The sequence below is a fragment of the Paenibacillus sp. FSL L8-0638 genome (assembly GCF_038593075.1).
Taxonomy (GTDB): Bacteria; Bacillota; Bacilli; order Paenibacillales; family Paenibacillaceae; genus Paenibacillus; species Paenibacillus polymyxa_D.
In genome coordinates this window covers 1326583-1351650 of sequence record NZ_CP151960.1, presented here as the reverse complement: position 1 = coordinate 1351650, position 25068 = coordinate 1326583, and the positions used below count along the sequence as shown (strand labels likewise).

The 25068-nt window shown below is 47.4% G+C and carries 22 protein-coding genes and 1 riboswitch; of the genes, 1 reads left to right on the top strand and 21 read right to left on the bottom strand.

Features of this window, described 5'->3' with window-relative positions:
- Positions 1 to 159: 159 nt before the first annotated feature.
- The 7 genes from MKY35_RS06060 to MKY35_RS06030 all read right to left on the bottom strand — a co-directional run bounded on the left by MKY35_RS06060 (position 160) and on the right by MKY35_RS06030 (position 7017).
- Entirely contained in the window at positions 160 to 1422 is a 1263-nt protein-coding gene (locus MKY35_RS06060; protein WP_029516211.1) for a hypothetical protein, read from the bottom strand.
- The gene (locus MKY35_RS06055) at positions 1409 to 2752 is read right to left on the bottom strand and encodes a flippase (RefSeq protein ID WP_039269547.1); all 1344 of its coding nucleotides are present in this window, start codon (positions 2750 to 2752) and stop codon (positions 1409 to 1411) included. Before MKY35_RS06055 ends, MKY35_RS06060 begins: the two co-directional genes overlap by 14 nt.
- 78 nt (positions 2753 to 2830) lie before the next feature.
- On the bottom strand, positions 2831 to 3820 hold the full coding sequence (gene gmd / locus MKY35_RS06050; protein WP_029516209.1) for a GDP-mannose 4,6-dehydratase: 990 nt from the start codon (positions 3818 to 3820) through the stop codon (positions 2831 to 2833).
- Between the two features lie 21 nt (positions 3821 to 3841).
- The gene (locus MKY35_RS06045) at positions 3842 to 4780 is read right to left on the bottom strand and encodes a GDP-L-fucose synthase (RefSeq protein WP_069012566.1); all 939 of its coding nucleotides are present in this window, start codon (positions 4778 to 4780) and stop codon (positions 3842 to 3844) included.
- 36 nt (positions 4781 to 4816) lie between these two features.
- Positions 4817 to 5515 carry a sugar transferase gene (locus MKY35_RS06040; RefSeq protein WP_029516207.1) on the bottom strand — a complete coding sequence of 233 codons (699 nt, stop codon included), beginning with the start codon at positions 5513 to 5515 and terminating at the stop codon, positions 4817 to 4819.
- Positions 5516 to 5600: 85 nt separating this feature from the next.
- Positions 5601 to 6287 carry a CpsD/CapB family tyrosine-protein kinase gene (locus MKY35_RS06035; protein WP_342445877.1) on the bottom strand — a complete coding sequence of 229 codons (687 nt, stop codon included), beginning with the start codon at positions 6285 to 6287 and terminating at the stop codon, positions 5601 to 5603.
- Positions 6268 to 7017 carry a Wzz/FepE/Etk N-terminal domain-containing protein gene (locus tag MKY35_RS06030; RefSeq protein ID WP_029516205.1) on the bottom strand — a complete coding sequence of 250 codons (750 nt, stop codon included), beginning with the start codon at positions 7015 to 7017 and terminating at the stop codon, positions 6268 to 6270. The genes MKY35_RS06035 and MKY35_RS06030 overlap by 20 nt, the downstream gene beginning before the upstream one ends.
- A 326-nt stretch (positions 7018 to 7343) precedes the next feature.
- On the opposite strand from MKY35_RS06030, the gene MKY35_RS06025 reads away from it, so the two are divergent.
- Positions 7344 to 7712 (top strand): helix-turn-helix transcriptional regulator, encoded by a 369-nt coding sequence (locus MKY35_RS06025; protein WP_025720479.1) that lies wholly within the window; start codon positions 7344 to 7346, stop codon positions 7710 to 7712.
- 53 nt (positions 7713 to 7765) lie between these two features.
- On the opposite strand, the gene MKY35_RS06020 is transcribed toward MKY35_RS06025, so the two are convergent.
- From MKY35_RS06020 to MKY35_RS05955, 14 genes are all read right to left on the bottom strand, one after another.
- Positions 7766 to 7948, bottom strand: coding sequence for a hypothetical protein (locus tag MKY35_RS06020; protein WP_029516204.1), 183 nt, complete (start codon positions 7946 to 7948; stop codon positions 7766 to 7768).
- 309 nt (positions 7949 to 8257) lie between these two features.
- Complete coding sequence (locus MKY35_RS06015; protein WP_322251289.1) at positions 8258 to 10555, bottom strand: hypothetical protein; 2298 nt, start codon at positions 10553 to 10555, stop codon at positions 8258 to 8260.
- 48 nt (positions 10556 to 10603) lie between these two features.
- Positions 10604 to 12205, bottom strand: coding sequence for a glycosyl hydrolase (locus MKY35_RS06010; RefSeq protein ID WP_342445876.1), 1602 nt, complete (start codon positions 12203 to 12205; stop codon positions 10604 to 10606).
- Positions 12206 to 12218: 13 nt separating this feature from the next.
- Positions 12219 to 12299, bottom strand: a riboswitch (cyclic di-GMP riboswitch).
- Positions 12300 to 12455: 156 nt separating this feature from the next.
- Positions 12456 to 13832 carry a sugar phosphate nucleotidyltransferase gene (locus tag MKY35_RS06005; RefSeq protein ID WP_029516201.1) on the bottom strand — a complete coding sequence of 459 codons (1377 nt, stop codon included), beginning with the start codon at positions 13830 to 13832 and terminating at the stop codon, positions 12456 to 12458.
- A 254-nt stretch (positions 13833 to 14086) separates the two neighbouring features.
- The gene (locus tag MKY35_RS06000; RefSeq protein WP_342445875.1) at positions 14087 to 14233 is read right to left on the bottom strand and encodes a hypothetical protein; all 147 of its coding nucleotides are present in this window, start codon (positions 14231 to 14233) and stop codon (positions 14087 to 14089) included.
- Positions 14234 to 14476: 243 nt separating this feature from the next.
- Positions 14477 to 15805: a UDP-glucose/GDP-mannose dehydrogenase family protein gene (locus MKY35_RS05995; protein WP_029516200.1), complete on the bottom strand. Its 1329-nt coding sequence runs from the start codon at positions 15803 to 15805 to the stop codon at positions 14477 to 14479.
- Positions 15806 to 15810: 5 nt separating this feature from the next.
- Entirely contained in the window at positions 15811 to 16911 is a 1101-nt protein-coding gene (locus MKY35_RS05990) for a glycosyltransferase (RefSeq protein WP_029516199.1), read from the bottom strand.
- A 28-nt stretch (positions 16912 to 16939) separates the two neighbouring features.
- Complete coding sequence (locus MKY35_RS05985; protein ID WP_029516198.1) at positions 16940 to 18088, bottom strand: glycosyltransferase family 4 protein; 1149 nt, start codon at positions 18086 to 18088, stop codon at positions 16940 to 16942.
- Positions 18085 to 19272 carry a glycosyltransferase family 4 protein gene (locus tag MKY35_RS05980; RefSeq protein ID WP_029516197.1) on the bottom strand — a complete coding sequence of 396 codons (1188 nt, stop codon included), beginning with the start codon at positions 19270 to 19272 and terminating at the stop codon, positions 18085 to 18087. The genes MKY35_RS05985 and MKY35_RS05980 overlap by 4 nt, the downstream gene beginning before the upstream one ends.
- Positions 19259 to 20098, bottom strand: a complete 840-nt coding sequence (locus MKY35_RS05975) for a glycosyltransferase family 2 protein (RefSeq protein WP_039269533.1) — start codon at positions 20096 to 20098, stop codon at positions 19259 to 19261. Before MKY35_RS05975 ends, MKY35_RS05980 begins: the two co-directional genes overlap by 14 nt.
- A gap of 22 nt (positions 20099 to 20120) precedes the next feature.
- A complete protein-coding gene (locus MKY35_RS05970; protein WP_029516196.1) occupies positions 20121 to 21500 on the bottom strand; it encodes an oligosaccharide flippase family protein in 1380 nt (459 codons plus the stop codon).
- Positions 21501 to 21505: 5 nt separating this feature from the next.
- The gene (locus MKY35_RS05965) at positions 21506 to 22948 is read right to left on the bottom strand and encodes an O-antigen ligase family protein (RefSeq protein ID WP_322251285.1); all 1443 of its coding nucleotides are present in this window, start codon (positions 22946 to 22948) and stop codon (positions 21506 to 21508) included.
- A 5-nt stretch (positions 22949 to 22953) separates the two neighbouring features.
- Positions 22954 to 23724 (bottom strand): WecB/TagA/CpsF family glycosyltransferase, encoded by a 771-nt coding sequence (locus tag MKY35_RS05960; protein WP_013309155.1) that lies wholly within the window; start codon positions 23722 to 23724, stop codon positions 22954 to 22956.
- A gap of 4 nt (positions 23725 to 23728) precedes the next feature.
- Positions 23729 to 25066 carry an O-antigen ligase family protein gene (locus MKY35_RS05955; RefSeq protein WP_039269528.1) on the bottom strand — a complete coding sequence of 446 codons (1338 nt, stop codon included), beginning with the start codon at positions 25064 to 25066 and terminating at the stop codon, positions 23729 to 23731.
- Positions 25067 to 25068 lie beyond the last annotated feature (2 nt).

Here is a 25068-nt window from a genome sequence, read left to right as displayed (position 1 = left end):
ACCCAATAGGCTGGGGGAAATTCTTTTTGGTGACGGCGGAACGTAGCGGAGGGTAGGATTTGAATCTGGAGAAGCGTAGCGTTCGCCTTTGACGTGGGATTCCGCCCTATTACAGGGCCTATTCAATCCAAGGATCCCACGTCAACAGCGATCGAAAGATCAAATCCGTCCCGAAGCGGCCTCCCCCCTCCAACTTGAATGTTCCCGTTGCCTCTCCTCCGTCATCTGCATATTAAAATGATCTGCCCCTTTGAGCTGGGCAGCTGCCATATCTGCCACTAGAGTTACACTCGATTCCATCGGCACAAAGCGGTATTTGTAGGCTGTAAGCCGATGATCGGTTTCGTGAAATAAAATATCCTGAGCGTAATTCCCCCATCGGTCCTTGGGCATCAAATCAATGGTCATGCCGGCATGCGCAGAGGGCAGCAGCATATTTGAGCCGTGGATGCCGATCACTAATCGGCTGGCTGCATATACCTTGCAGACCCGCAGCTCACTTTCCCGGTCGAAGCGTGTGACACGCTCATCAGAAATCCATGCCGGGAAGCTCCCGGTACGCCCAAGTCCAGCGACTGTAAAGCGATGATCCGGGAAGCTTTCTCTCAGCCTGCGGAACAACCGTATGATTTTACTGCGCTGATGATAAATTAGCGGTTTTAGCCCACGTTTGAGCTGCGGAAATTTCTGTACCGCTCTTGCGATATGATGGCTGCCGCTCCACAAGCGGTCTTCCCTCCATACGAAGGTAATGCGCGGCTCCGGTTCACGATCCTCGTTATAACGGGAGACACCTGTAAACTGCTCAATATCAAACTGATTGGGATGTGAATACGCCGGGCTGACATACACCTCATCAAAACGCATCAGTTCCTCAATCATCCGATGATGTAGTACAGGATAAAAGTTTCGTGCCCTGCTGAACGGCACATCAACCGTCCAAATTTCAGACACATATGCTGGCACCATCCACTCCAGCGACTTTTGCACAATGACGATGATGCCCAGGTCCGGCGATTGCTCGTATTCGCGTTGCACATTGAGCAGCTTGAGCAAAGCATGACCATACAAATAATCCATTGTGTTGACGATGATTACACGTGTAGAAGCTTTCATTTTATGCACGGTCATGCCGACTGCTAAGTCATAGGAAGGATTCATCAACGATTGCCGCAAAGGTTCTCCGAGCCACTTTCTCGACTTCGCATCACCGGTCAGAATATAGTCAGGCATTTCTACACGATAAGGTGAATACGTGGCATGACCGACCCTCATGTCCTCAAGATACTCGCGTCCGCACCCCTCACACACAGTGCTGACACATACATGGATTCCCTGCCACAGCACCTCTCCACCACGTACCTTACCTCCACAATGCGGGCACTGTTCCTCATGCCGAACAAACGGTTTAATGGGTATCATGATTGTTCTCTCCAACTTTCGGTACTGTAATATGAACACGCCAGAAGGTCAGGATGGACTTCATCATCCAACCCAAATTAGATTTAACTTCCTTAAACAGCAAATCTAATAGAAATACAGATATCGTAAAGGACAAAATCGTCGCCACTAACGACCCTCGGACACCAAGCAACGGGATTAGCGCGTAATTGAAAGCGATATTCGTGACCGCCCCCACCACCGAGGTCAGCAGCGTGTATCTGAACAAATTTTCATTGGTAATAAACAAGCTTTTAGCAACACTGAAGTTGGTGAAAAACAGACGAATCGCGAATAGAGACAACAGCGAACCTGCTTCGGTAAATTCTCTCCCATACAGCACAACCACTACCCATTGGGATAGAAAAAATAAAGGTACCGAGGTCACAAGAAAGCATATAAACATCAGCCGATACACCTTGGACAATGTCTGTCTGTATTCGTCGCTTCCTTTCTGCTTGGAACGCGTCACCACCGGAGCATAAGCCGTTGTCAGAACGACCGGAATGAAGCCCAACACTTCGATGAGTCGGAGTGCAACGGAGTATTGCCCAACCGCAGCGTTTCCCAGCAGTTCACCGATAATGACTTGATCAATCCGTGCCTGTACATATACAGCGGAGGATGACAATATGAGCGGCCAGCTGTGATTCATGATTCGCCGAGCTGTGGCTAAACGGAACGTCCATTGGTTCACGCGTCGTCCTTCCTTACGGAAGAAATACAGCAGCAGTAGGCTTCCCAACAGAAACTCTCCATGAGCACACAACGCCACCATCCATATCGGAACACCCGATAACAACAAAATGATTTTGACAGTGGAGCCGAGAACAAAAGCGGTATTCTTGGCAACGACCGTGTATTTGGACAGCATCTGCGCACGAAACCAGTAGTCGATGATATCAAACAATTGAAATACCGAGGCCGTAGCCAAGATCAGATTGATCAACCGCACCGAACTGTCTTCCGGTCTGAGTAGTGAAATGAAGGAATAGGACAGTACAATGGCTATCAGAGTACCTAACAATTTCAACAGAACCGCCGTACCCAATAGCTCATGCTCATCCTTGGGGTCTTTGACAAGATCGCGTACTAATATAGAATCAAAGCCAAGGGTCGTGAAAATCAGAAACATCCCGAAAAAGGATTCCGCATAATTCCACTTTCCCAGTTCCTCTGGTCCCAACACTCTCGCCATGATGATGCTGACTGCCAGGCCGAACACCATGCGAATCATTTTGTCACCGAACAGCCAGGATGTATTCACCAGCAAACTTCTGCGCGGTTTGGCGCGTTTTTCGACTAATGTCATAGGTTTTACTCCATCTTGAAAAATGACCTTGCGTACAGCGAAGAGACCCCCCGCCCAGGCGGATGGCCTCTCCATCTCTTACACGACAACAGAAGCTTCAACTGCAGCCTGCCTTTTTACCCGCTCCAAGTCTGTATCCACCATCATACGAATGAGCTGCTCGAAGCCTACTTCCAATCGCCAGCCCAGCTTTTCTTTCGCCTTGGCACAATCGCCGAGTAATAGATCTACCTCTGCCGGACGGACAAATTGAGGATCGATCACGACGTAATCCTCATAATTTAAACCTACATGGGAAAAGGCAATTTGCAGCAGTTCACGCACAGAATGCATTTCTCCCGTGGAAATGACGTAATCATCCGGTTGATCCTGCTGAAGCATCAGCCACATCGCCTTTACATAATCCCCTGCAAAACCCCAGTCTCGCAGTGAATCCAAATTTCCCATGCGCAGCTCTTGCTGCAACCCCAGCTTGATACGAGCTACCGCATCCGACACTTTACGCGTTACAAATTCCAATCCTCGACGTGGGGATTCGTGATTGAACAGAATGCCAGAGCAAGCAAACATATCAAAGCTTTCACGATAGTTCACTGTAATCCAATGGCCGTACACTTTGGCAACACCGTAGGGACTACGTGGGTAGAACGGGGTCGTTTCTGTCTGCGGTGTCTCCAGCACCTTACCAAACATCTCGCTGCTTGACGCCTGGTAAAAGCGCGCTTCCGGTTTGGCAATTCGAACCGCCTCCAGCATATTGGTGACAGATAATGCTGTAATCTGCCCTGTAGCCAACGGCTGCGGCCACGAGGCCGCTACGAAGGATTGAGCAGCCAAGTTGTAGACCTCATCCGGGTCGGACTGCCGGACGGCTTCAATCAATGAAGCCAGATCGGTCATATCACCGGAAAGCCAGTGGATGTCATTCTGGATATGCGCTACATTTTCAAAGTTCGGTGTGCTGGTTCGTCTGCGCATCCCGTACACCTCATAATCTTTGGATAGCAGCAATTCAGCCAGATAGGACCCGTCTTGCCCGGTAATTCCTGTGATCAGCGCTTTTTTCATTCCAATTCCCCCACCGTTTTTTTATTGTTCAACCAGATCCAGACCTTGAAATGCCTGATACACAGACTTTAATCCCTCTTCTAGTGAAATACGCGCCGACCAGCCCAGCCCGGAAATTCGGGATACATCTACCAACTTACGCGGCGTTCCATCAGGAGCGGAGGTGTTAAAGGTAATTTCTCCCTCATAGCCGACTACATTCTTCACTCGCTCAGCCAGCTCACGAATGGAGATATCCTCACCTACGCCGATATTTACAATTTCATTTCCCTCATAATTGTTCATTAGGAATAGACAGGCTTCAGCCAAATCATCAGAATGAAGGAATTCTCGCCGCGGCGTACCAGAACCCCATACTTCTACAGTCGGAGATTGATTCAGCTTGGCTTCATGAAACTTGCGGATGAGCGCAGGCAACACATGAGAAGTCTGGAGATCAAAATTGTCGCCCGGACCGTATAAATTCGTCGGCATCACAGAAATAAACCGGGTTCCATACTGACGGTTGTAAGACTGACACATTTTAATCCCGGCAATTTTAGCAATCGCATAGGCCTCATTAGTAGGCTCCAGTTCACCCGTGAGCAGATATTCTTCCCGTAACGGCTGTGGAGCAAATTTAGGATAGATACAGGTAGAACCTAGGAATAATAGCTTACTTACATTCGCCCGGTATGCCGCATCAATCACATTTGTTTGTATAAGCAGATTGTCACGGATAAAATCAGCCGGATATTCGTTATTCGCCAAAATCCCACCAACCTTGGCCGCTGCCAAAAATACATAATCCACAGGCTCTGTTTCAAAAAAATGATCTACTGCCTCTTTATTGCGTAGATCCAGCTCACGGCTTGTGCGAGTAATAATATGACGGTAACCCGCTTCCTGAAGCGCTCGGACAATAGCGGAACCCACCAGTCCATGATGCCCTGCTACATATATGTTGGAATGAAGATCCATACTTATCCCCTACCCTCTTCGTGAAAATGAAAGACTTTAATACGCATCCTTGGAGCCTAGCAGCACACGAAATGTTTTCAGCATAATAATCATATCTGTGCGGAAACTGCGTCTGGATATGTACTCCAAATCCAGTTCTACCATCTGGTTAAAGCTTAGATGATTACGACCGCTGATCTGCCATAAACCAGTGCAGCCCGGTGTAACCGTCAGACGCAGCTTATCCCTCACTGTGTAATCATGGACCTCTCTTGGCAATGGGGGTCTGGGTCCTACCAGACTCATCTGCCCACGCAGTACATTGAACAGTTGTGGCAGCTCGTCGATGCTTGTTCTGCGAAGAAAGCGACCCACACGGGTAATTCGGGGATCGTCCCGCATTTTGAACATCGCACCCTCAATTTCATTTTCCACCAGCAGTGCAGATAATCTGGCTTCGGCATCAGACACCATGGAACGAAATTTGATCATGCGAAACGGCCGCTCATTTTTTCCAATACGTACTTGATAAAATATTGCACTTCCTTTGGGGTCCTCCAGCTTAATCAGCAAAATGACAAGCAGAAATACCGGGCATAGCACGATGATTCCAATGAAAGACAATATAATGTCCATGCTTCGCTTCACGAACGGGTATACGTTCCATCCTTGCCGCCGTTCAAGCCCATGAGCGACCGAATAAACATCCACTGACGCACCCCGCACTTCGACCTCATTCGAGCGGGAAGAAGACACGTCTCATCACCTCGCTCCTTATTAATAAGTATTATTTATACATTGTTAAAAGAATTTTATATACTCTCATTTTCCTCCTTTTTATTCATGTCAGATTGCGTTCCTCCATCCCCCGCTCGACACGGGTATTCGAACGCTTCACATTATTAAGTACTACGCCCAGAATGCGCGCCTTTACTCTTTCCAAATTCGCTTTTGCTTTCTTGACGACATCCTTTTTGACCTTCCCTGCCTGCACCACCAGAATGACTCCGTCACACATGGCGCTTATAATGAAGCCATCCGGAAAGGACAGCAACGGCGGTGTATCCATTAGGATCACGTCATAATGTTCTTTCAGCTCAACCAGCAGAGCATTCATTCTGCGGGAACTGAGCATCTCGGACGGATTGGGCGGGTTCGGTCCGGCTGTAATTGCATGCAGATGGTCAATCCCGGTTTCCTGAACCACATCCTGCCATGCCTGTTGATTGGTAAGCACCCGTGTCAGCCCTGTATGATTACGCAAACCAAACATATGGTGCAAGGAGGAACGGCGCAGATCCATATCCATAATCAGCACCTTTTTCCCCTCTTGCGCATAGGTTACAGCCAAATTGCTAATTGTGACCGTTCTGCCTTCACCCGCCTGAGCGGACGCCACCATCATAACCTCAATCGGCTCGTCTATAGAAGAAAACTGGATGTTAGTGCGAAGCATGCGGTACTCCTCCGAAACGGAAGACTGAGCATGTAGGGATGTAACGAGCTGATTATTGATTAATCGCGGCATATTGCCCTTCACCTACCTGTTTAGGAGTTGTAGTGGAGCTGTCAGAGCGTTTATCTTCTTTTTTCATTTTCGTAATCAGGGCTAGGGTAGGCAGACCGAGTTCTATTTCAATATCCTCTTCATTCTTAAATGTATCATCCAGTACCTCCAGCAAAAACGCCAAGCCTATTCCCAACAATAAAGAGGTGGCAAAAGCAATAAATATCTGTATAGTGGCATTACTGTTCACGGGAACTGCTGGATCATTCAGACTGGCTTCGCTTAGGATGGTGACATTGTCCATTTTCATGATAGAGGGGATTTGCCGTTTGAATACTTTGGCTACCGCATTGACGGTTTTCACAGCCTTCGTATACGATAAATCGCGGATTGTTACATCCATGACCTGTGAATCACCTGCGGTGTTCACTCTTAATTTTTGCGCCAATGCTGACGGAGTGACCTTAAGGTCGGGGAAGCTGGCGACCACCTGATCCATAATCGCCGAGGAGATCATAATTTGCTTATAGGAGTTCGTTAAGGCTATATTCGTTTGAACTACACTGTAATCGACGACACCTGCACGATCCGGTCGTGGCGTCTGGTTGATAATGAGCTTTGCGGTAGCTTCATAAATCTGCGGGGTAAAATACATATTTTTTATGCCCACTACAGTACATACTAGCAGTACGATGCTACCAATCAACCACATTCTTTTACGGATCAAACGGATGTACTCTTTCAACTGCACAAGACCAGTCCTCCCTGATTGACTTGTTTTCGATGCAATAACGCTTGTACTGATCCTCTGCATAACGGGGAAAAGAACGGTGCATGACCCTCTAATCTATAGTAAAATGTTGTATAATAGCGCATAGAAGGTCTAGCCAGCGAATAAGCACAAAATGCTCATCATCGGTGGCCTCTTAGGGTATATAAACGAAGACATCAGTGAAAACTATTAAATAAAGATACGTTATGTAACTTACATAACTAATTTATGATACAAAACGTATCTTGTCAAGCGTAAACTTGCTTTTTTACCTTTCTTAACCTTGCCTTCAGGAGGAAAAACGGATGAATTATGGCACCCGCATCGCTGAATTACGAGAACATAAGGGATTAAAACAAGAGGAACTAGCACAATCCCTCGGAATTACGCGGGCAGCTCTTTCTCACTATGAAAAAAATAGGCGCAAGCCAGATTTCGAGATCCTGACCAAGCTCGCTGATATTTTCGGGGTAACGATTGACTACTTGGTGGGACGTACGAGCCATCCGGCGGCAATATTGGATTCAGATGTGAGGGAATTTGTGGACCAGCTTGAACTGTCCGATGAGGATATTCTGCAACGTTTCAACCTGACCATTGATGGACGCACCTTGTCTGAGGAAGAAGCCAAACGTTTTATTGCATTTGTCCGAATGGAACGAATGATGGAATAAAGAAAGCGGCCGACTGCTTCACGTCTCGCTCAAGTAAGACCAGCCGTTGGAATTTACACGCGCTTGTCCTTCCGGTATGTGGTTCCATCCGCGTCGCTTTCTAGCCATTCTGGCATCGTGAACCCACATTGGAGCAAAATGTCCCGGATGTCCAAGTGGATGGCAGCTTTGTCTGCTTTCTGTACGTTGTTTTGAAAAAGAGGGTTGTTCCCCCCTAATTCTGTCTCCTTGTTCATTCAGCACTAACCTCACTTTATTATTCTTGGTCACCGGAAAGAAATTTCCCACAAACCTTGTATGTATAGTCATGAACAAAACTATTATATATGAATACACACCTGCAATGTTGTCGTCTTATGACGAGAATAAAAAAGGATTTTCTTATTTTTTTCTTCATTATACGTAAAGTATTGGCAAATCAGAACGATTTTCCAACAAAAAAGAACCTGTCAGGTCCTATTTTCTCCTGATAGGTTCTTTTTTGTTTTATTTCGAAATGATGTTAGGTATTCGAACTCTAAGGTCCTATATGCATTCCGATCTGATTAAGCGGCCTCGGCTGCCTGGGAAACCTGAGTACCTCCGGTCGCTCGGACTTTGTAGACATAGTGGCCTCCGGCTTTTACCGTGCGGTCTGTATACGTGCTTCCCGCTACTTGCGAGGCAATCACCTGATAGGCCCCGTCGGTTCCGTCAGCACGCAGCACATCATAGGAAGATACGCCTTCTGCCTGAAGCCAATTAATCTCTACCGCTCCATCCTGAACAGAGGCAGCCTTCACCCCTGTTGGAGCTGAAGCTGCGGTCTGATCTGTACTTTTTAATTCCAAAATATATTGTACCGCTTCGCCAGGACCCAGCTTTTCTTCAAAATCAAGGGCAGGAGAAGCCTTGAGCCCTGATATGGAACGCTGTGCCTGACTGTAAGTGGAACCCGCTCCAAAACGTTCACCCGTGTACAAACCGGCATTCGGCATTGTCACCCGTACACGAACGGTCTGCGTGGTGGATTCGAAATTCACTAGATTCACCAGCAATTTATTTGAAGTAGCGCCGCTACCTGCCAGCGGTTTAAGCTTGGACGTATCCACCGCACGCACATACACCATTTTATCCTTGGTATCCTCTGGATTCAGCACTGTATAAGTCAGAGGTTTTCCATGCGTGGCATAGGCTAGACTCAAGCGTCTCATGATCTTAACACGAGTGTCCTGTCCCTGCCCGAACGGATAAATTTCTGTGTTGGCCGGGTTATGACTTTGCAGATCGAAGTCTGTTTTAAACAGCGTATAATCTTTATAAAAAGCAGCGTGCTGGATAAACATATCGGCAAACCCAATTTGTGAACGCATAATCCGGTCGAATGCGGCTGCTTGTGGCTGACTAGCCCCGTAATCTGGATTATCTCGATGCGTATCATTGGTACCGAACTCCGTGTTCAGCATCTTCTTCGCCAGTCCGTCGCTCGAACCGCCGAAGGTTTTCAAATTTTGAATGAAGCTGCCCCCGCCCTCTTCATTATACGATTCACCGTAGGCGTGTCCGTTGGTCAGGTCGGTGACTTCCTCCAGCTGTTTACGCTGCGCCGGGTCTCGCTCCCATCCATCCGGATCACCGCATTTTTGCGTACCTCCGGTTTGATTTTTGCACGCCTTGGTAGAGTACGTCGGCCAGTAGGCCCAACCCGGCGCTACCGTTTTGAGATGCGGTGCCAATTGCTTCCCTTCCGTATTCAACCACTTAGCTACAGCCAGATTTACCGCCTTGGAGCGATTAAATAATCCAGGTTCGTTATCTACTTCATAATATTGAAGATAAGAACCGTATTTTTTTACATAATCGCGCAACTTTTGCTTGGCCGTTTCTGGCAGAGAACCATCTTTTTGCAGCTTGATATCACCTGTATATAAATACAAAGCAGACGATTGCATATTATACTGCTTTAACGTTTGATAGTAATCATCCACGTCTGTACATGCCTTGCCCACATTGCTGGCACAGGTGACCCTCATGACATTGCCACTATAAGCAATTCCCAGCCATTTGAGAACGTATGGTAAATGCTTAACTGCACCCTGATCATAATAAAATTCTTTATTGTTCACATTTGTTCCGGTCAGTATATATTTACCGTGTACCGGTTCGGTCGCAGGTGAAGCTAACGTCTCCAAGCTCAAGTCATCCCAAGTCCACCACACATTTTTATCTTCTGCAGAGGAGCAGTATAGGCAGCGCGCTGTCTTTAGCTTGAGTACGTTAACACCGCTTTGCAATTGCTCTTTGGGTATATACAGCTCGTAGTTGTTTTTGAAATTATAAGCACTCCCAGTACCGGATACTCCGGCAATCTGAATAATACCGGACAGCTGTTGATTTGAAAATACAGCCATTTGTGGGACTGCTTTGCCCGCATCTAAAATCCGAACACGGAATATCATACCATTGGGAGGAATCTGATTCAGCTTATACTGGAGTGTCAGTTCAGGGTTCGTGGACGCATTCAAACCGGGAGGAATATCTCCACTGCTGAGCAATACCGGAACTGTTGTACTCTCTTCTGCTACCGACAACGCTGACATTGCTCCTTTAGCAGATGATTCGGTAGAGGCAGCTGCTGTAGAAATGTCGATATTATCCCTGCCGACCACACCTTTGAATTCCGCTGAAGAGTCATCCCTCTGCCCCAGCTTCCATACTGGACTGGCAGCTGCTACTTTATCCGTCTGCAATTCTGCGCTTCTTGAAGGCGTGTATATAAACCAAGCGATCATCGCTATAGCTACGATCGCTAGTAGTCCAGATAAAACTACTGTATACCTATGGGATAACCATTTTTTTATCATATGATCGACCCTCTCTCCTCAAATTTTTGGACCGGGAAAGAGTATTAATCAAGGAAGAAACAAAGCGTTTCCGGGAATCACCGCTTTCGCTTCATGCTGACTTTCCCACATTAGACGTGCCATCGCGTCGCCTTTTTCATCATAGTATTCTACTTTTAAATCTACCATTTTGCCTGCTTCCAAAGTCATACTGCCTTTACGCTCTGTCCAGCTTTGTTTGAACCAGCTGTCAATCACCAACTTGCCGTCTACCCATACACGGATACCATCATCGGATATCGTGGTGAACGTATAGGTCTCGCTATATTGCGGTTTGATTTTACCCGTCCAGCGAACCGAGAACTGATCGGCATTCACCTTAGGGTCAGCTGCATTGGCACGCCAGTTGTAGTCCAGCTTGCTATCTGTACGGATCAAAACAGGACTTCCATTCAAATTCATATTGTTAAAATATTCGCCACGCAACCCATTCACATATACCACATCAGGAACAGAAGGAGGAGTCGGAGCTGGGGGAACGATCACTACTGGCGGAGCCGGGATAGGCTCACTTTGTCCCTCGTCCGGTAAGGTCGGTATATCTGTCCCAGGTGGTTGAATCGTTTCCAATCCATTCTTCACATCATCCCGCGTCAAACTCCTCGAATCATTCATATAATCCTGAATTTGATTTGTTGTGTTATTCTCAGTCAGCATCTTGCCCCAAGTCATGGAATATACCCATTTAGGTTGAGCCTGCAACACCTCAGAACTAGGCATCTCACCGTGCTCCCCAATGGCAATCGGCTTATTCCGTGCCAGCCCAAGCAGACCTTCGTAATGACTTTGCTTAAAATCATTGTTGTAAATATCTACTGCCAAGATGTCCACTTTGTCATCCCCCGGGTATTTCGGGGTGTACGGGACAGTATACGAATTGGGCGCATTCGGACTCCATACCCACAGCAGATTGTTCAATTGATGTGTATTGGTAAAACGGTCGTACATGATATTCCATAGCTGATTGAAATTATTTTTGTTTCCCCACCAGAACCAGTCGCCATTCATCTCGTGGTAAGGTCTCCACAAAACCGGAACCCCTGCATCACGAAGCTGCTTTAACGATACAGCTACCTTATCCAGATCGGCAATGAGGAGGTTATACTGCGTAGTACCTGGGGTCACGTATTTGTTGAACTCTGTCTGACTTACTTTCGCCTGTACATTGGCCCAAGTCAGTGGCCTACCTGGTAGCGCTTCATGAAAAGTCATCGTCACAATACCACCGGATCTGTCCCAACGGATAGCACTATCGACGACATTTTTACGTTGTGCTGCTTCCGTAGCGTCAGATTGACCAGAGATAGCTCCCATCTCATAGCCGTGTACACCTACATATGCCTGACTGATTTTTTGGACCTTGTTACTTAATTCATCCGGACTTTCCAAATAATCATGCTGACCGGTGACTATTTTTTTCCCTGAGATGTTGAGTAAATAATTGTATAGTTCACGGGCCTGAGTAGAAGCGTCCAAATTAACAGGTTGTAATGAAGCGGCATTCGCCACAGACAGAGAATCACCAAAACCGACGGGCAACAATGAAAAAAGCATAACAACGGGGAGTACATGACGTATCAGTCGATACAGAGGAATAAAATTGAATCTCACTTTCGCTCTTCCTTTCGGTAGCCAGGCTGCCATCCTTGTGGAAGGCCCTTTAGCTTTGCGTACCTGCCTTTCGACAGGGCTGCGTTTATCGTTGGAAGGAGTTTGGATTCCTTCTTACCCTAAGTATCGACTTTATTTTACCAAAATTTAATAGGTCATGTTCATGAATTTACAGGTTTTCGCCCAAATTCGACAGTTTGGGCCATGAATTTTCATGAATTCGTCTTTTTTTTCGTTTTTACGAAAATAATTATGAGATAAATTGGTGACGGGAAATTTCATTCCAATCCATACAAAAGCGGACAATATCCTCTTCAACCAATTCAGAGCCAGTCTGCACCTCAATAAAATCCACATCGGTCACAGCCAAAATGCTATGCTTCGTCCCTTCAGGAATGCGGACTACATCACCAGCCTTTACTTTGTGTAGCTTCTCATTCAAAATAATTTCCGCTTCACCGCTAATAATGGTCCAGATTTCACTCCGTTTGAAATGAAGCTGGTAGCTGATATTTTTGCCTTTTCGTACGCGGATTCGTTTGGTCAATACCTCGTTACCCTCGTCATATTTGACATAATCCACAACCCGATACTGCCCCCAACGACGTTCTTCATACATTGGACGCTGATCATGAGCCTTGAGCACTTCTTTAATGCGAGGACTTTCTGCCTTATTGGTCACAAGAATGCCATCCGGGCTAGCGGCTACAATCAGATCATTCGTTCCAATGATCGCCACAGGAATGTCCAACTCGTTAATAAGACTCGTATTGACGCAATCCTCCGTTACTACACCTCTGCCCACTTGTTGATTAGACATTTCCTCTGTGAGCGTATTCCAGGTGCCCAAATCCTTCCAAAAACCATCATATGGAAGAACTACAATATCCTTTTCCTTCTCGACTACTTCATAGTCAAAACTGATTTTTTCCAGAGATGCGTATTGCTTTTGCATTTCTTCATAATTCAGCGGCAATCCCTTGGATGCCAAGATATCCAGCAAATAACTTAATTTGAACGCAAAAACCCCGCAGTTCCATAGAGCATTGCGTTCAATCAGACGCTCCGCCTGCTCCCGGTCGGGTTTCTCTTGAAAATGGCTCACTTCGCGGTAGCCAGTGCTACCTTGGGTGGCATCGTTTTTCGGAATAATGTAACCATATTTCTCTGAAGGATAGGAAGGGACAACCCCGATTAATGCAAGCTTGCCTTCACTCTCCTGAAGCGTATGTTCCAGTTGGGCTACGGAGGCGAAGAAAGCATCCTCAACATAAGGATCTACAGGCAATATAGCTACAATTTCATCAGGTGAAACACCTGCAATGGAATATAAATAAGTCGCTGTCAGCGCAATCGCAGGAAAGGTGTCTCTGCGTTCTGGCTCAACAATGATACGCGTATTCGGCCCAACCTGACTCTGGATCATTTCGACCTGTGCTCTCCCTGTCGCAATAAACGAGGATTCTGATAATCCGTTGTCTCCCAATTGTCTCCATACCCGCTGTACCATGGATTCCGAAGTCCCCTCCGGGCTCTCCAGTACCTTCAAAAATTGTTTGGAACGGGAATCGTTGGACAAAGGCCATAATCTTTTACCGGAACCACCAGACAAAAGTACGAGCTTCATAACTCTCCACTTCCTCTCTATAATGTATGGGTGATCGGATGGGGCAGGGTTGAGTAGTCCGCTACGGGCTGGATTTGATCTTACGATCGCTGTTGGACCGGGATTCATTCGATTATATAAAATCGTATATAGGTTTGAATCCCGGTCCAAAGGCGAACGCTATCGCTTCTCCAGATTCAAATCCACCCCTGCGCTACTCAAAAATGCATCATGCCGATCATACCGTTTATTGCAAAAGGCGCGACCGGACATTATTAAGTCCGGTCAGCCTGTAAAAATCTCACGCCTTCGGCAACAGCAATGGCGTCTTTGCGTCGCAGGAGCAGCATAGCGTATCCGCATGGTAGTGCTTGCTCCACAGAGGCGGCGCAGCGGCGCTTGACCGGAAGGAGCGGCCTCAACTGTGCCGCTCCTTCCGATACGCCCTTCCTACTCCCATCCCATAAGGTGGGAGTTTAAAAACTGTGACTCCACGGCAGAAAGCAGCGGAGCGGGCAGAATTGTTCTGAAGAAGCGTCAGCGTTTGCCTTTACCCCCGGATTTTAACCTTTGAATGTTTTACACAATCAAGAAAATCCGGGGGTAACAGCAATCGGAAGAACAATCTGCACGCGCAGCGCCTCCCCCACCACCACAGTCACTTTTTAAACTTCCACTTTATCTCTGTTCCACCCACTCATCCGCGGACGACCCACGGAATAGTATTCCAGCCCGGAGCCTTGAATCTGTTCCTCGGCGAATACGTTACGACCGTCAATTAGAACCGGTTTGCGCAGAAGGGAGGCCAGTTGTACGAGATCGACCTTTTTGAACTCTTCCCAATCGGTCAACAGGCACACAGCGTCGCTACCTTCGGCGGCTTGCTGTGGGGATGAGCACCACACAATATTCGGGTGATCCACGTGCTCCTTGAATTTATCCATCGCAATGGGATCATACAGTTTGACAATTGCGCCTGCCTGAATGAGTGTTTCTACGATTTCCAGTGCTGGAGCTTCGCGGATGTCGTCTGTATTTGGCTTGAAGGCGAGGCCCCAAATGCCAATCGACACACCGTTCAGTTGACCCAGCGATTCACGCAGCTTGGATACAATCATAAAGCGCTGGTCGGTATTCACCTCGACCACCGATTTCAACAACTTAAATTCATAGTCTACATTACCCGCAATTTGGATAAGCGCATTTGTGTCTTTTGGAAAGCAAGAGCCACCATACCCGATCCCTGCTTGTAGGAAAGAGGAGCCGATCCGTTTGTCCATACCCATGCCATCAGCCACACAGGTTACATCGGCGCCAACCTTTTCGCAAATATTAGCGATTTCGTTAATAAACGAAATTTTAGTTGCCAGGAACGCATTGGACGCGTATTTGATCATTTCAGCACTACGGATATCCGTCACATAGATTTTATCCGTGAACACCTGATGCAGAGTGACCATTGTTTCACGCAATCCAGTATTGTCCAAACCAATAATGATGCGATCCGGATGAAGCGTATCATTGATGGCTGAGCCTTCTCTCAGAAACTCCGGCGCAGATACGATATCGAAAGACAAACTCGTGTGACGAGCCAATACGTCCTTAATCTTTTCGTTCGTTCCGACAGGTACAGTACTCTTGGTCATAATAATCTTATACCCGTTCATGGCTTTCCCAACATCAGCAGCCGCCTGTTCAATGTAGGACAAGTTCGCCTCGCCGTTAGCCAGAGAAGGCGTACCTACCGCCAAAATGACGATATCCGACCGGCGTACCGCATCAGCCAAATCCGAAGTAAACTCCAATCGACCTGCTTCCAGATTCAGCGCGATCAATTCCTCAATACCCGGTTCATAAATCGGAGATTCTGCCCGGTTCAACATGTCGATTTTGTACTGCTCCAGATCGACACAAATCACCTCATTACCTTTTTGCGCAAAACATACACCCGAGACGAGCCCAACGTATCCAGTACCAATTACAGCCAGCTTCATTCCGTTCATCCTCCTTTTAGAAAGTTCACATAGGCTTGTTCTACATACTTTTTTAGTTGATCCTTGAAGTTATCTTCATCAAATTTGCGGGCATGGGTAATGATATCGTCCACATTCCATGCATGCTGCTCGACCTTTGCGACGGCCTCTAGCACATCCTCTACTTGATGCTTGCGGAAAAATACGCCGTTCACATGAGGAACAATCGTATCCAGCGCTCCCCCACCCTGAAAAGCGATAACAGGCCGTCCGGCCGCATTCGCCTCCAAAGGCGTAATACCGAAGTCCTCTTCGCCCGGAAAAACGAGCGCTCGGCATTCTGCCATCAGCTTGTTAACCTCTTCGTCCTCAAGCCTGCCGAGGAACTCAATGTTCGGGGCAGCCATACCTTCGAGTCGTTTACGATCTGGTCCTTCACCCACAATGCGCAGCTTGAGACCGTTACGTTTGAATGCTTCGATCGCGAGATCGATGCGCTTGTAGGACACCAATCGGGATACGATCAGGTAATAGTCACCGATGTTTGTAGCGCGTTTAAAACGGGATGTATTAATAGGTGGGAAAATGACATCCGAATCCCTTTGGTAATAGTGCAAAATTCTTCTTTTAACAACCGAAGAGTTGGCGACAAACTGGTCTACGTTGCGCGAAGTTTTGGCATCCCATGTTTTCAACCGGTTCATGTACAGCTTTAGCATGTTTTTGAGCAGGTTGGATTTGGACTGCCGGGCCATATATGTATCGTAATCCCAGGCAAACCGCATCGGTGTGTGACAATAACAAATGTGAAACGTATGTTTGGGTACCTGGATGCTTTTCATAAATGCACTGCTGGAGCTTAAAACAATATCGAAATCCCTAAAATCAAAATCACGGATAGCGATGGGATATAGCGGCAGCACTCCTTTGAAGTTGGCCTTCACTCCTGGGACTTTTTGTAGCCAAGTGGCTCTAATATCCGCATCTTTCAAGTTACGCGACAGGCGGTCGTCGCTGAACACCGTTGTGAAGATAGGAGCCTCCGGATACATATCGTGGAATACCTCTACTACCCTTTCCGCTCCGCCCATTTGGATTAAGTAATCGTGTGCTATCGCTATTTTCATCTAAATCATCCTTTAACGCGAATGTCGGTCAGACTCCTGCCAACAAACCCTTATAGTAATGAACTATATCCTTAACTGTGTTCTCGATGACAAAATGCTTCTTGACCCGCTCCATCCCTCTCTCACCCATCTGCTGACGTTCCTGTGGATGCTCCAACATCCAGCGGATGGCTTCTTCCAGCTTAGCCGGGTCACCCGGTTCAATAAGCAGCCCGGTTTCATGGGGTACCACCGTTTCCTTGGGTCCACCCTCATTGGAAGCAATCACTGGGAGACCAGCAGCCATGCCTTCAATAATGACCTGACCGAATGGTTCTGGTGTAATAGAGGTATGAATCAGCAAATCACAACGCTGCATCAGGCCTTGAATGTCATCGACGTGCCCCAGCAGATTGACATTAGCCAACCCGTATTCGCGCATCGTGGACTCTAATCGTTGCTTGTATTCCTCTTCTCCGAACAATGCATCTCCAGCCAGCCAGAATTTCACGCGCTGATCCGGTAAAAAGGAACGTGCCGCCTCCAGTAAAATATGTTGTCCCTTCCATTCCGCCAATCTGCCGACCAATACGACGTTAAACGAGTCATCACCACGTGAATGCGCAGCCGTGTCACGTGCTGTAATTGCTTTGGCAAAAGCGGAATAAACGACGAGCGTCTTTTTGTCCGGGGGTAACTCCAATGCACTCAGCGTGGACTTGGAATTGGCAATCACTCCGTTGGGCAAAAAGCGGGACATCAGCCGAATCCCTTTGGCTACAATCGGCTTCAGATACGGCGGACCGATGTGGTCACGGATATGCCAGATCAAGGGCAGCTTCGCCGATTTGGCAGCTACTGTACCATACAGTGCAGACTTGAGCGAGTTCGTGTGAACGCACACGACCTTTTCCTCACGCAGCAAGGGCGCAAGTTTTCTACCGTATGCCAGCAAACGAAAAGCTGCTGCAGGCGCACCTAGATTCACGGCGTTCCGTCCCCGATTGCGAATCGAATCGTCCAATGGAACGATGCGCACATCAATATCACGCTGCCGAAGCCGATCTGCCAAATCGCCCTCCTCTGCCAAAATAACGAGCGGGTCGATATGTTCCCCGATATTCGTCAGTATGTTATACAAAGCGACTTCGCCGCCGCTCCATCTTGCCGTATGGTCAATATAAGCTACTCTCATCATTTCGCCGCCGCCTTTCTGTCAAGGACCTGTCGGAACACCTCTTCCACCTGCTCCGCTACATGTCCCCATGTATATCTGCTCAGGACATGGTCCCGGCATTCCCTTGCATTCGGTAGAAGTTCACGATGATCCAGCACACGCAGCAACCCTTCAGCAATGGCTTCACTGTCCGTTCCCTGGAACAATAGCTCGGGACGGAATCCCCTTAAAATTTCCTTGCTACCGCCCACAGGAGTGGCCAGCACTGGCAGTCCCGAAGCCATTGCCTCCACCGTGATCAGACCGAAACCTTCCAGCGCCTGTGTAGGTACGACGAACAAATTCGATGCTTGATGGTACAGTGGAAGCTCCTCATCCGACACATAACCGAGCAACCTTACATGGTTATGAAGATTGTATTCCGCTACCTTGGAAGCCAATTCCTCCATCAAGGGGCCCTTCCCTCCAATCAGCAGCAGATGATCAGGATGACGCTCGGTTACTCGTCGCCATGCTTCGAGTAGCTGTAGCAGTCCCATTCGATTAACAAGACGACGAACGGTTAGCACAATCGTCGCGTTTTGCGGCAAATTCAGGCGCTCTCGTACTGCTCCCCGATCCTCTGCTGGGTGGAACCTTTCTACATTCGCCGCTCCGGGAATAATGTGAATTTTGCTGAGTGGAACCTTATAGTGCTCATGCAAAATATCTCGAAAAGTCTCGCTTAGCACTATAAATTTATCCGACAGACCGTAGGCCTTCATTTCAATGGATTTAGCCAACGTCGTTTTTAGAAAATGCTTGATACCCTGTCCTTCAATCTTCATTTCCTCCGTCCACGGTCCGTGAAAGGTGGTAACTACCGGGATTCCTCTTTTTTTCGCCTCCAGCGCTGGCCCGACACTATAGGGAGCAAAATGGGAATACAATATATCCATCGGTTGCTTGTCGAACAACTCTGCTGCATATTTTTGCATTAGCTCCCGGCGCTTCCAGATGGATTGCTGCTTGCTGCCAATCGTATGAATCCGAATACGATCGGGCGCTTGCGGCTGCTCGTCACTACAGATTAGAGCATCCAACGTATTGCGCTCTAACGTAAGCTGCTCACAGATCGATTGGAAATATGTGTTGAGGCCTCCTGGCTGCAAAGACGGCCAGCTCAACCCCGTTGCCGCAATACGAAATCCGTTATTGTACGACATAGCTGGTTTCTCCTTTCTGCTCGGTATGTCCGTCATCCACGATTTCTATCTTTTTTCGCCGCTTGGTTAGCTCATAATGCTTGAAGCAGACGAGAAACTCATACATCACCCAGAAAACGGCTACGGCAAAACCCGCCAATCCCTTGCGGTATAAGCCTTGGACAAAATACTTCTGCACAAAGCGGGCAGGAGGCCGCCACAACAGTCTGGTCATCCGAAAGGATCTTCCTTTGTTAAACGCCGTCTCTGCTTCCAGATCTGTATATTTATTAAAACGGGTCATATGATCACTGATGCTGCGGAAGCCGTAGTGCCATAACACACCCTCCAGATTGACAATCTGGGAAGAGGCTACATCCGGCATTTCATGAACAAGACTATTCGTAATGCCATAAATACGACGATTGTACAAACGAACCAGATATTCGCCTTTATTCATCCATTTGCCGAGAAAATCGCCAATCCGAAATACGGAATATGCTTTGGCCGGATCGTGGAGCGTTTCCTTTACTTTCAACAAATCTCCAAGCAACTCTGCATCCACTACTTCGTCCGTATCAATCAGGAATATCCAATCAAATTCCGCTTTTTCAACACCAAACATGCGCTGCTTGGCATAACCGGGCCACGGGTTAGAAAACACCCGACAGCCCAAGGATTCAGCTACCTGAATCGTATTGTCCTTGCTCCCTCCGTCAATGACGACGATATCGTCCGCAAAGGGCTTGCAGGATTTAATGGCGGCTGTGATTCGAGTGCCATCATCCTGAGCGATAATAACTACGGATATCCGGTTGTCCGCGGGAACGCTAGACATGTGGTTCATTAGCGGGTGCCTCCTTCTTTATCTAACCGTTAACTGGCTTTTTCCGGATGTAGTGTGACATCGTTGATCGGAGCCATTGAAAATCTTGTTTGGAAATAAGCAGTCTTGGAATCTTCATTTTTAGAACGAATTTAACATTACATAAAATGAAAATGAACCGTAGAATCCCCGAAGACAGCATTGCTATCCCTGCACCCGTCAATCCATATCTCGGCACGAGTATGGACAGCAATGGAATGACGAGCGCCAATCCGACACCCTGTAGAATGGTAACCAGTTTGGGCTTACCCAACGCCATAAATTGTTGTGCCAGCACCATGGTCCCTCCACTGATAGCAACCTCAAGCACAAGGAACCGGAATACCGTAAGCGCTTGTTTAAACTCTTGACCATATAACAATGTAAATACGAACGGAGCAATCAGCATCAGCATCATCGCAGCCAGAAAGGTTGCTGTTGATGTCACTCGAAATGCCCGAAATGTTATGTCCACCGCCTCTTCCTTATTCAGACCAGAGGCTTTGGGAAACAGCACGACAATGATCGAGGTAGAAAATACATTCACCATCCTGGCCAAGCTGACCGCTACTGCATATAAACCGAGATCAGCGGGTCTGAGCAGACCCGCAATCAAAATCTGATCAATATAAGTGGAAACCTGCCCCATGAGATCATTTCCGTATGAACCCATACCGTAGGTAAAGAGATTTTTAAATTGCGTCCAGCTGTTCTTTACCTTGGGTTTGTACAGCCGAATCATTCGTATCGTGACACCGATATAAATCGGCAAGCCTGGTAGCAAATAAGCCAATGCCGAGGTGTACGGATTCATATTTCCGGTTAGGATCAGAATCGCCAGACCCAGCAACGTACTTAGCGGTACCAGATACCGGAATAAATTGTACTGCTTATATTCCGAGCGAACTTGAAGCAATGCATTATTGATCTGTGAAATCGCTATGAGCGGACACATCATCATGGAACACTGCGCGAAAAGGATGACCGATGAAGAAAAAGAGCGCAGCCAATAAGGAATTAGAAATACTCCGACGAGTGTCGCCAAGCCCCCGAACATGGTAGCCAGCAACAAGGCCAAACCATACAGCTTGCCCGTTTCCTCCGGTTTCCTTTTCGCATTGTAAATCAATGCAGAAGGGACACCGAAGCTCATGCAGAAGGCGAGAAATTGAGACCAGTTCACCATCGCTGTCTGTTCCCCGCGTCCAGTAGGACCTAGGAATCGTGCCGTTAGCACACCAGTCAGCATGTTCACGACGAGAATCAGCATACTGAATATCATCGTTTTTACTGCTGCAGAGCTGTTATCCTTGCTTTTGGCAAACCGAATCACTGTGGACCATAGTGTCCGGACAGGTGCGGATAATGCTTGTAAGTTTTGCACAGCCTTTACCTTCTTTCCGCGATGACATCTTTTGCCCATAGTCCTATTCCGATCATCATCCAGATCAGATAGCCGCGCATACCCGGGAAACCATTATCCGATATGAGACTGGCTACAGCTCCGGCCCACGTAGCCAACGCCAGTCTGATATAAGGCTGACTGGAATCTCGTTCGGCAATACGGACGAGAAGGCGCTTGATGATAACGAACAGACCACCGAAGAAAAAGAATGCTCCGAAAATACCGAAGGTGAGGAAAATGGCAATATACCCATTATCCATAATCCCAAGTTCACCGAGATCGCCGCCGTTATCAAGCTTGGTTCCGATTCCTACACTCCCGATCCCCTGCCCGACTGGATTGCTAGTAATCGCCGGAAGCATCGTATGCAGTAAATCCAAACGCTCGTTGTACGAATGATCCTGTTGAATATCCGTCAGCGTCTGCATACGAGCCACCAAACCCTCTGCCCCTGGAAGTTTTGGAACAATAATGTAGAGAAGAAGACCGACGACAGCGAGTTGAACCAAGGTCTTCCACTTGCCCTTGGAAGATGAACTGAGAATATAAGCCAACAACATGACGAATGCAATTAGCCAGGCTGAACGTACCAGCGTGATTAAGAGACAAACGACCGTCAGCAGAATTCCGATCCATCCCAAAGTGCCACGCCACCGTTTTTCCATTAGCATGGGTACAAGTGCCATCGCCAGGAAAATAGCGCACGGACCGGGCGAGTTCATGGAAGAAAACACTCTGATTTGAAGCGGTTCTGGAACACCAATGGAATTCATTTCTACATGATTCATCCAAAATGCATCCCAAGGAGGAACTGTCAAATACTGAATAATGCCGTAAATCGCCACAAGAACAGCAATGTTGGCATATGAATACAGCAGTCGGTCCAGTTCCTTCGCTTTCATGGGCTTAATCGCAAAATATGGCAATAGGATCAAAGGAACCACATAATTGGCTAAATCATAAGCAAAAACAATACCATTTTTGAATAACCCGACGACACTTCCGTAGGCCAATTCTATGCCGAAAAATACAGCAATTCGGGTTAATGGCTTTTCCGCCAGATGAATACCCCGCAGCACAGGAATAATCAACATGCTGCTTACCAGCAGCGGTGCCACGCTCAACAAGGAAACCGAGTGGTACGTTCCCTCCAACCAATCCGCAATACGGCGGATTTCCGGGCCTACTGCCCACACTGCCAGCGTGTAAGGAATCAATAGCCGGGATTGCAAGATCGCCAGCAGGAAGGCCGGAAAAACGAGCGCCAGCAATATGGCTCCCTGCTGGCTCATGGTGGGATTCATCTTGGCGCTGGCAAATCCGATGGCGAGTGGCAGCATACAAGCCAGCAACCCCATGCCGATCATGCCGATTCCACGCCGATTTCCTAGCCAAACGGAAATCTGCTGATCTGCCAACCGACTCATGTTTCTCACCCCTGACCTCCCTTCATCCGCTTCCGCTTGAACATCTCCTTAAACAGCAGAACGAGAAATTGGGAATCCTCAATCAAATATCTTTTCCACAATCGTTTAGGCTCCTGAGACAATCTCCAGAACCATTCAAATCCCGTCTTCTGCATCAGCTCCGGTGCTCTTTTCACATTTCCCGACAGGAAATCAAAGGTCGCTCCCACCCCAATCGAAATCGGAGCGCGGTAAGTCTCATAATATCTGTAAATCCATTTTTCCTGTTTAGGTGCGCCTACACCAACAAAAACGATGTCCGGGCGAGCCTCTTGCAGCAATTGGACAATGTGTCTGTTCTCCTCTTCGTTTTTCTCAAATCCATAAGAAGGAGAGTAACAGCCCACCACGTTCATGTTCGGATAAGATTCCTGGAGATTGAGCATAGCCTTCTCAGGAATACCGTCAGCTGCACCCAGAAAAAATAAACGATAGCCTCGATCCTCAAAAGCCTCCCCCAACCGAGTGAACAAATCTGACCCGGACACTTTTTGTTTGAGGGGCTTTTTCAGTAACTTGGACGCCCATATGATAGGCATCCCATCGGCCACTACAGCTCCGGCATCTGAATACACCTTGCGGAATTCATCATCCTTGCGAAGCTTGATCACATGATCGACATTACAGGTCAAAATGTAGGAATGACGCTGATGTTCAATAGAAGTATCTATAAATTCGAGTAGATCATTAAAATCGTAATTATCAAAGTTGACATCGAACATGTTCACTCTGCTCATCGTATCACTTCTCTTTGCGAAAATCGGTTTGAGTAGATGTCTGGTATAACGCGTTTAAATACCAGCAAAATGGAATAATCATCTGAACCGTCGACAACGTATTATCTGAAAACGAGTAGATCAGAAAGCCTGCAATTAAGCTTGCAAAATAAGGTTTGATAGACTTGGCAAGCGACCGGTAAATGAGAGCGAACACGATCAGCAATGAAAGCATTAATAGCCCGCAACCGATATATCCCGTGTCAAAATAAAAGCGAATATACTCATTATGCGGTACAACGAAACCATTGAATAACGTCCCGTCGTTCGCAACCGTTACCGCGCCAAGACCTCTACCTGACCAAGGGTAATCATGTACTCTGTTCAAAAAATATTCCCATGCCTCCGAGCGTCCCGACAGGTCAATGCCTGTATCGGTCTCCCGTTCGAAGGAGCGTTTTTTTAAATTGTTCCATTGCAGGGCCACCGCCCCCAGAGCAACCAAAAACGATCCGGCCAGCGGTAGCAAATAATTGACTTTCCCCTTGAGGTACTGACGGGCAATATCAAACAGATACACAGCAAACATTAATAACAATGCCAGAATCGGTCCACGTGTACCGGTGGCGATCAGAATCAAAAAGTTCAGTGCCAACACTGTGTAATAAAAAGCGGCTTGCTTGGGTTTGCGCTTGACCTCAATTAGAGAGACGGCAATTCCGAGAAAGGAGAGCATTGCCAGATGCGGCGGTATATTCGCTCCTTGTACTCTGACTGCGCCCGTAAATTCCACATCCGTAAACGAATGCAGCCCTAGAACCTGCAAACCCAGCCCAATGACCACACTAATAATTGGCAACAGACTGATCAGTCGGATATGCTTTTCTGCCACATCCTTTTTCCACTGGATCAGTAAAAAAAAGAAAGGTAGTGATAAACCGACGAACGCCTTGACGGCAATCGAGGTCGTTAACAAAGGCATCCATGCTGAAAATCCAAATGTGATCCCCAGCATGATCACCAATGCCCAGACCGGATAGCTGAACTTGAGACGTATGCCATACACGAGCATGCACGGCACCAGCAGAGCCAAAATGCCCAATTTGTACAATGACAAAATCTCAATACCGAACACGCCGCCCTGATACAGAGAATCGACTGAGACTGCTGTACTTAGCAAAACAGCATAGCTGATGCGCTCCGGATGATGGATAGAAACAGCCAGCAAGAGCAGTAAACATACCGCCGCAATACTGACCACCGGCTGATAGGTAGCCGCAATTCCTACAGCAAGAGCGCCCAGTAGAAAAATAAAAACATGCTGTATGGTGTTTATTCTAGTAGTCCAAGGATAGTTACTCATGT

Excerpts from the sequence above, each read along its gene's own strand:
- MKY35_RS06060 (WP_029516211.1), bottom strand. The coding sequence starts at position 1,422 with ATGATACCCATTAAACCGTTTGTTCGGCATGAGGAACAGTGCCCGCAT.
- MKY35_RS06055 (WP_039269547.1), bottom strand. The coding sequence starts at position 2,752 with ATGACATTAGTCGAAAAACGCGCCAAACCGCGCAGAAGTTTGCTGGTG.
- gmd (WP_029516209.1), bottom strand. The coding sequence starts at position 3,820 with ATGAAAAAAGCGCTGATCACAGGAATTACCGGGCAAGACGGGTCCTAT.
- MKY35_RS06045 (WP_069012566.1), bottom strand. The coding sequence starts at position 4,780 with ATGGATCTTCATTCCAACATATATGTAGCAGGGCATCATGGACTGGTG.
- MKY35_RS06035 (WP_342445877.1), bottom strand. The coding sequence starts at position 6,287 with ATGCCGCGATTAATCAATAATCAGCTCGTTACATCCCTACATGCTCAG.
- MKY35_RS06025 (WP_025720479.1), top strand. The coding sequence starts at position 7,344 with ATGAATTATGGCACCCGCATCGCTGAATTACGAGAACATAAGGGATTA.
- MKY35_RS06020 (WP_029516204.1), bottom strand. The coding sequence starts at position 7,948 with ATGAACAAGGAGACAGAATTAGGGGGGAACAACCCTCTTTTTCAAAAC.
- MKY35_RS06015 (WP_322251289.1), bottom strand. The coding sequence starts at position 10,555 with ATGATAAAAAAATGGTTATCCCATAGGTATACAGTAGTTTTATCTGGA.
- MKY35_RS06005 (WP_029516201.1), bottom strand. The coding sequence starts at position 13,832 with ATGAAGCTCGTACTTTTGTCTGGTGGTTCCGGTAAAAGATTATGGCCT.
- MKY35_RS05995 (WP_029516200.1), bottom strand. The coding sequence starts at position 15,805 with ATGAAGCTGGCTGTAATTGGTACTGGATACGTTGGGCTCGTCTCGGGT.
- MKY35_RS05990 (WP_029516199.1), bottom strand. The coding sequence starts at position 16,911 with ATGAAAATAGCGATAGCACACGATTACTTAATCCAAATGGGCGGAGCG.
- MKY35_RS05985 (WP_029516198.1), bottom strand. The coding sequence starts at position 18,088 with ATGATGAGAGTAGCTTATATTGACCATACGGCAAGATGGAGCGGCGGC.
- MKY35_RS05980 (WP_029516197.1), bottom strand. The coding sequence starts at position 19,272 with ATGTCGTACAATAACGGATTTCGTATTGCGGCAACGGGGTTGAGCTGG.
- MKY35_RS05975 (WP_039269533.1), bottom strand. The coding sequence starts at position 20,098 with ATGAACCACATGTCTAGCGTTCCCGCGGACAACCGGATATCCGTAGTT.
- MKY35_RS05965 (WP_322251285.1), bottom strand. The coding sequence starts at position 22,948 with ATGAGTCGGTTGGCAGATCAGCAGATTTCCGTTTGGCTAGGAAATCGG.
- MKY35_RS05960 (WP_013309155.1), bottom strand. The coding sequence starts at position 23,724 with ATGAGCAGAGTGAACATGTTCGATGTCAACTTTGATAATTACGATTTT.
- MKY35_RS05955 (WP_039269528.1), bottom strand. The coding sequence starts at position 25,066 with ATGAGTAACTATCCTTGGACTACTAGAATAAACACCATACAGCATGTT.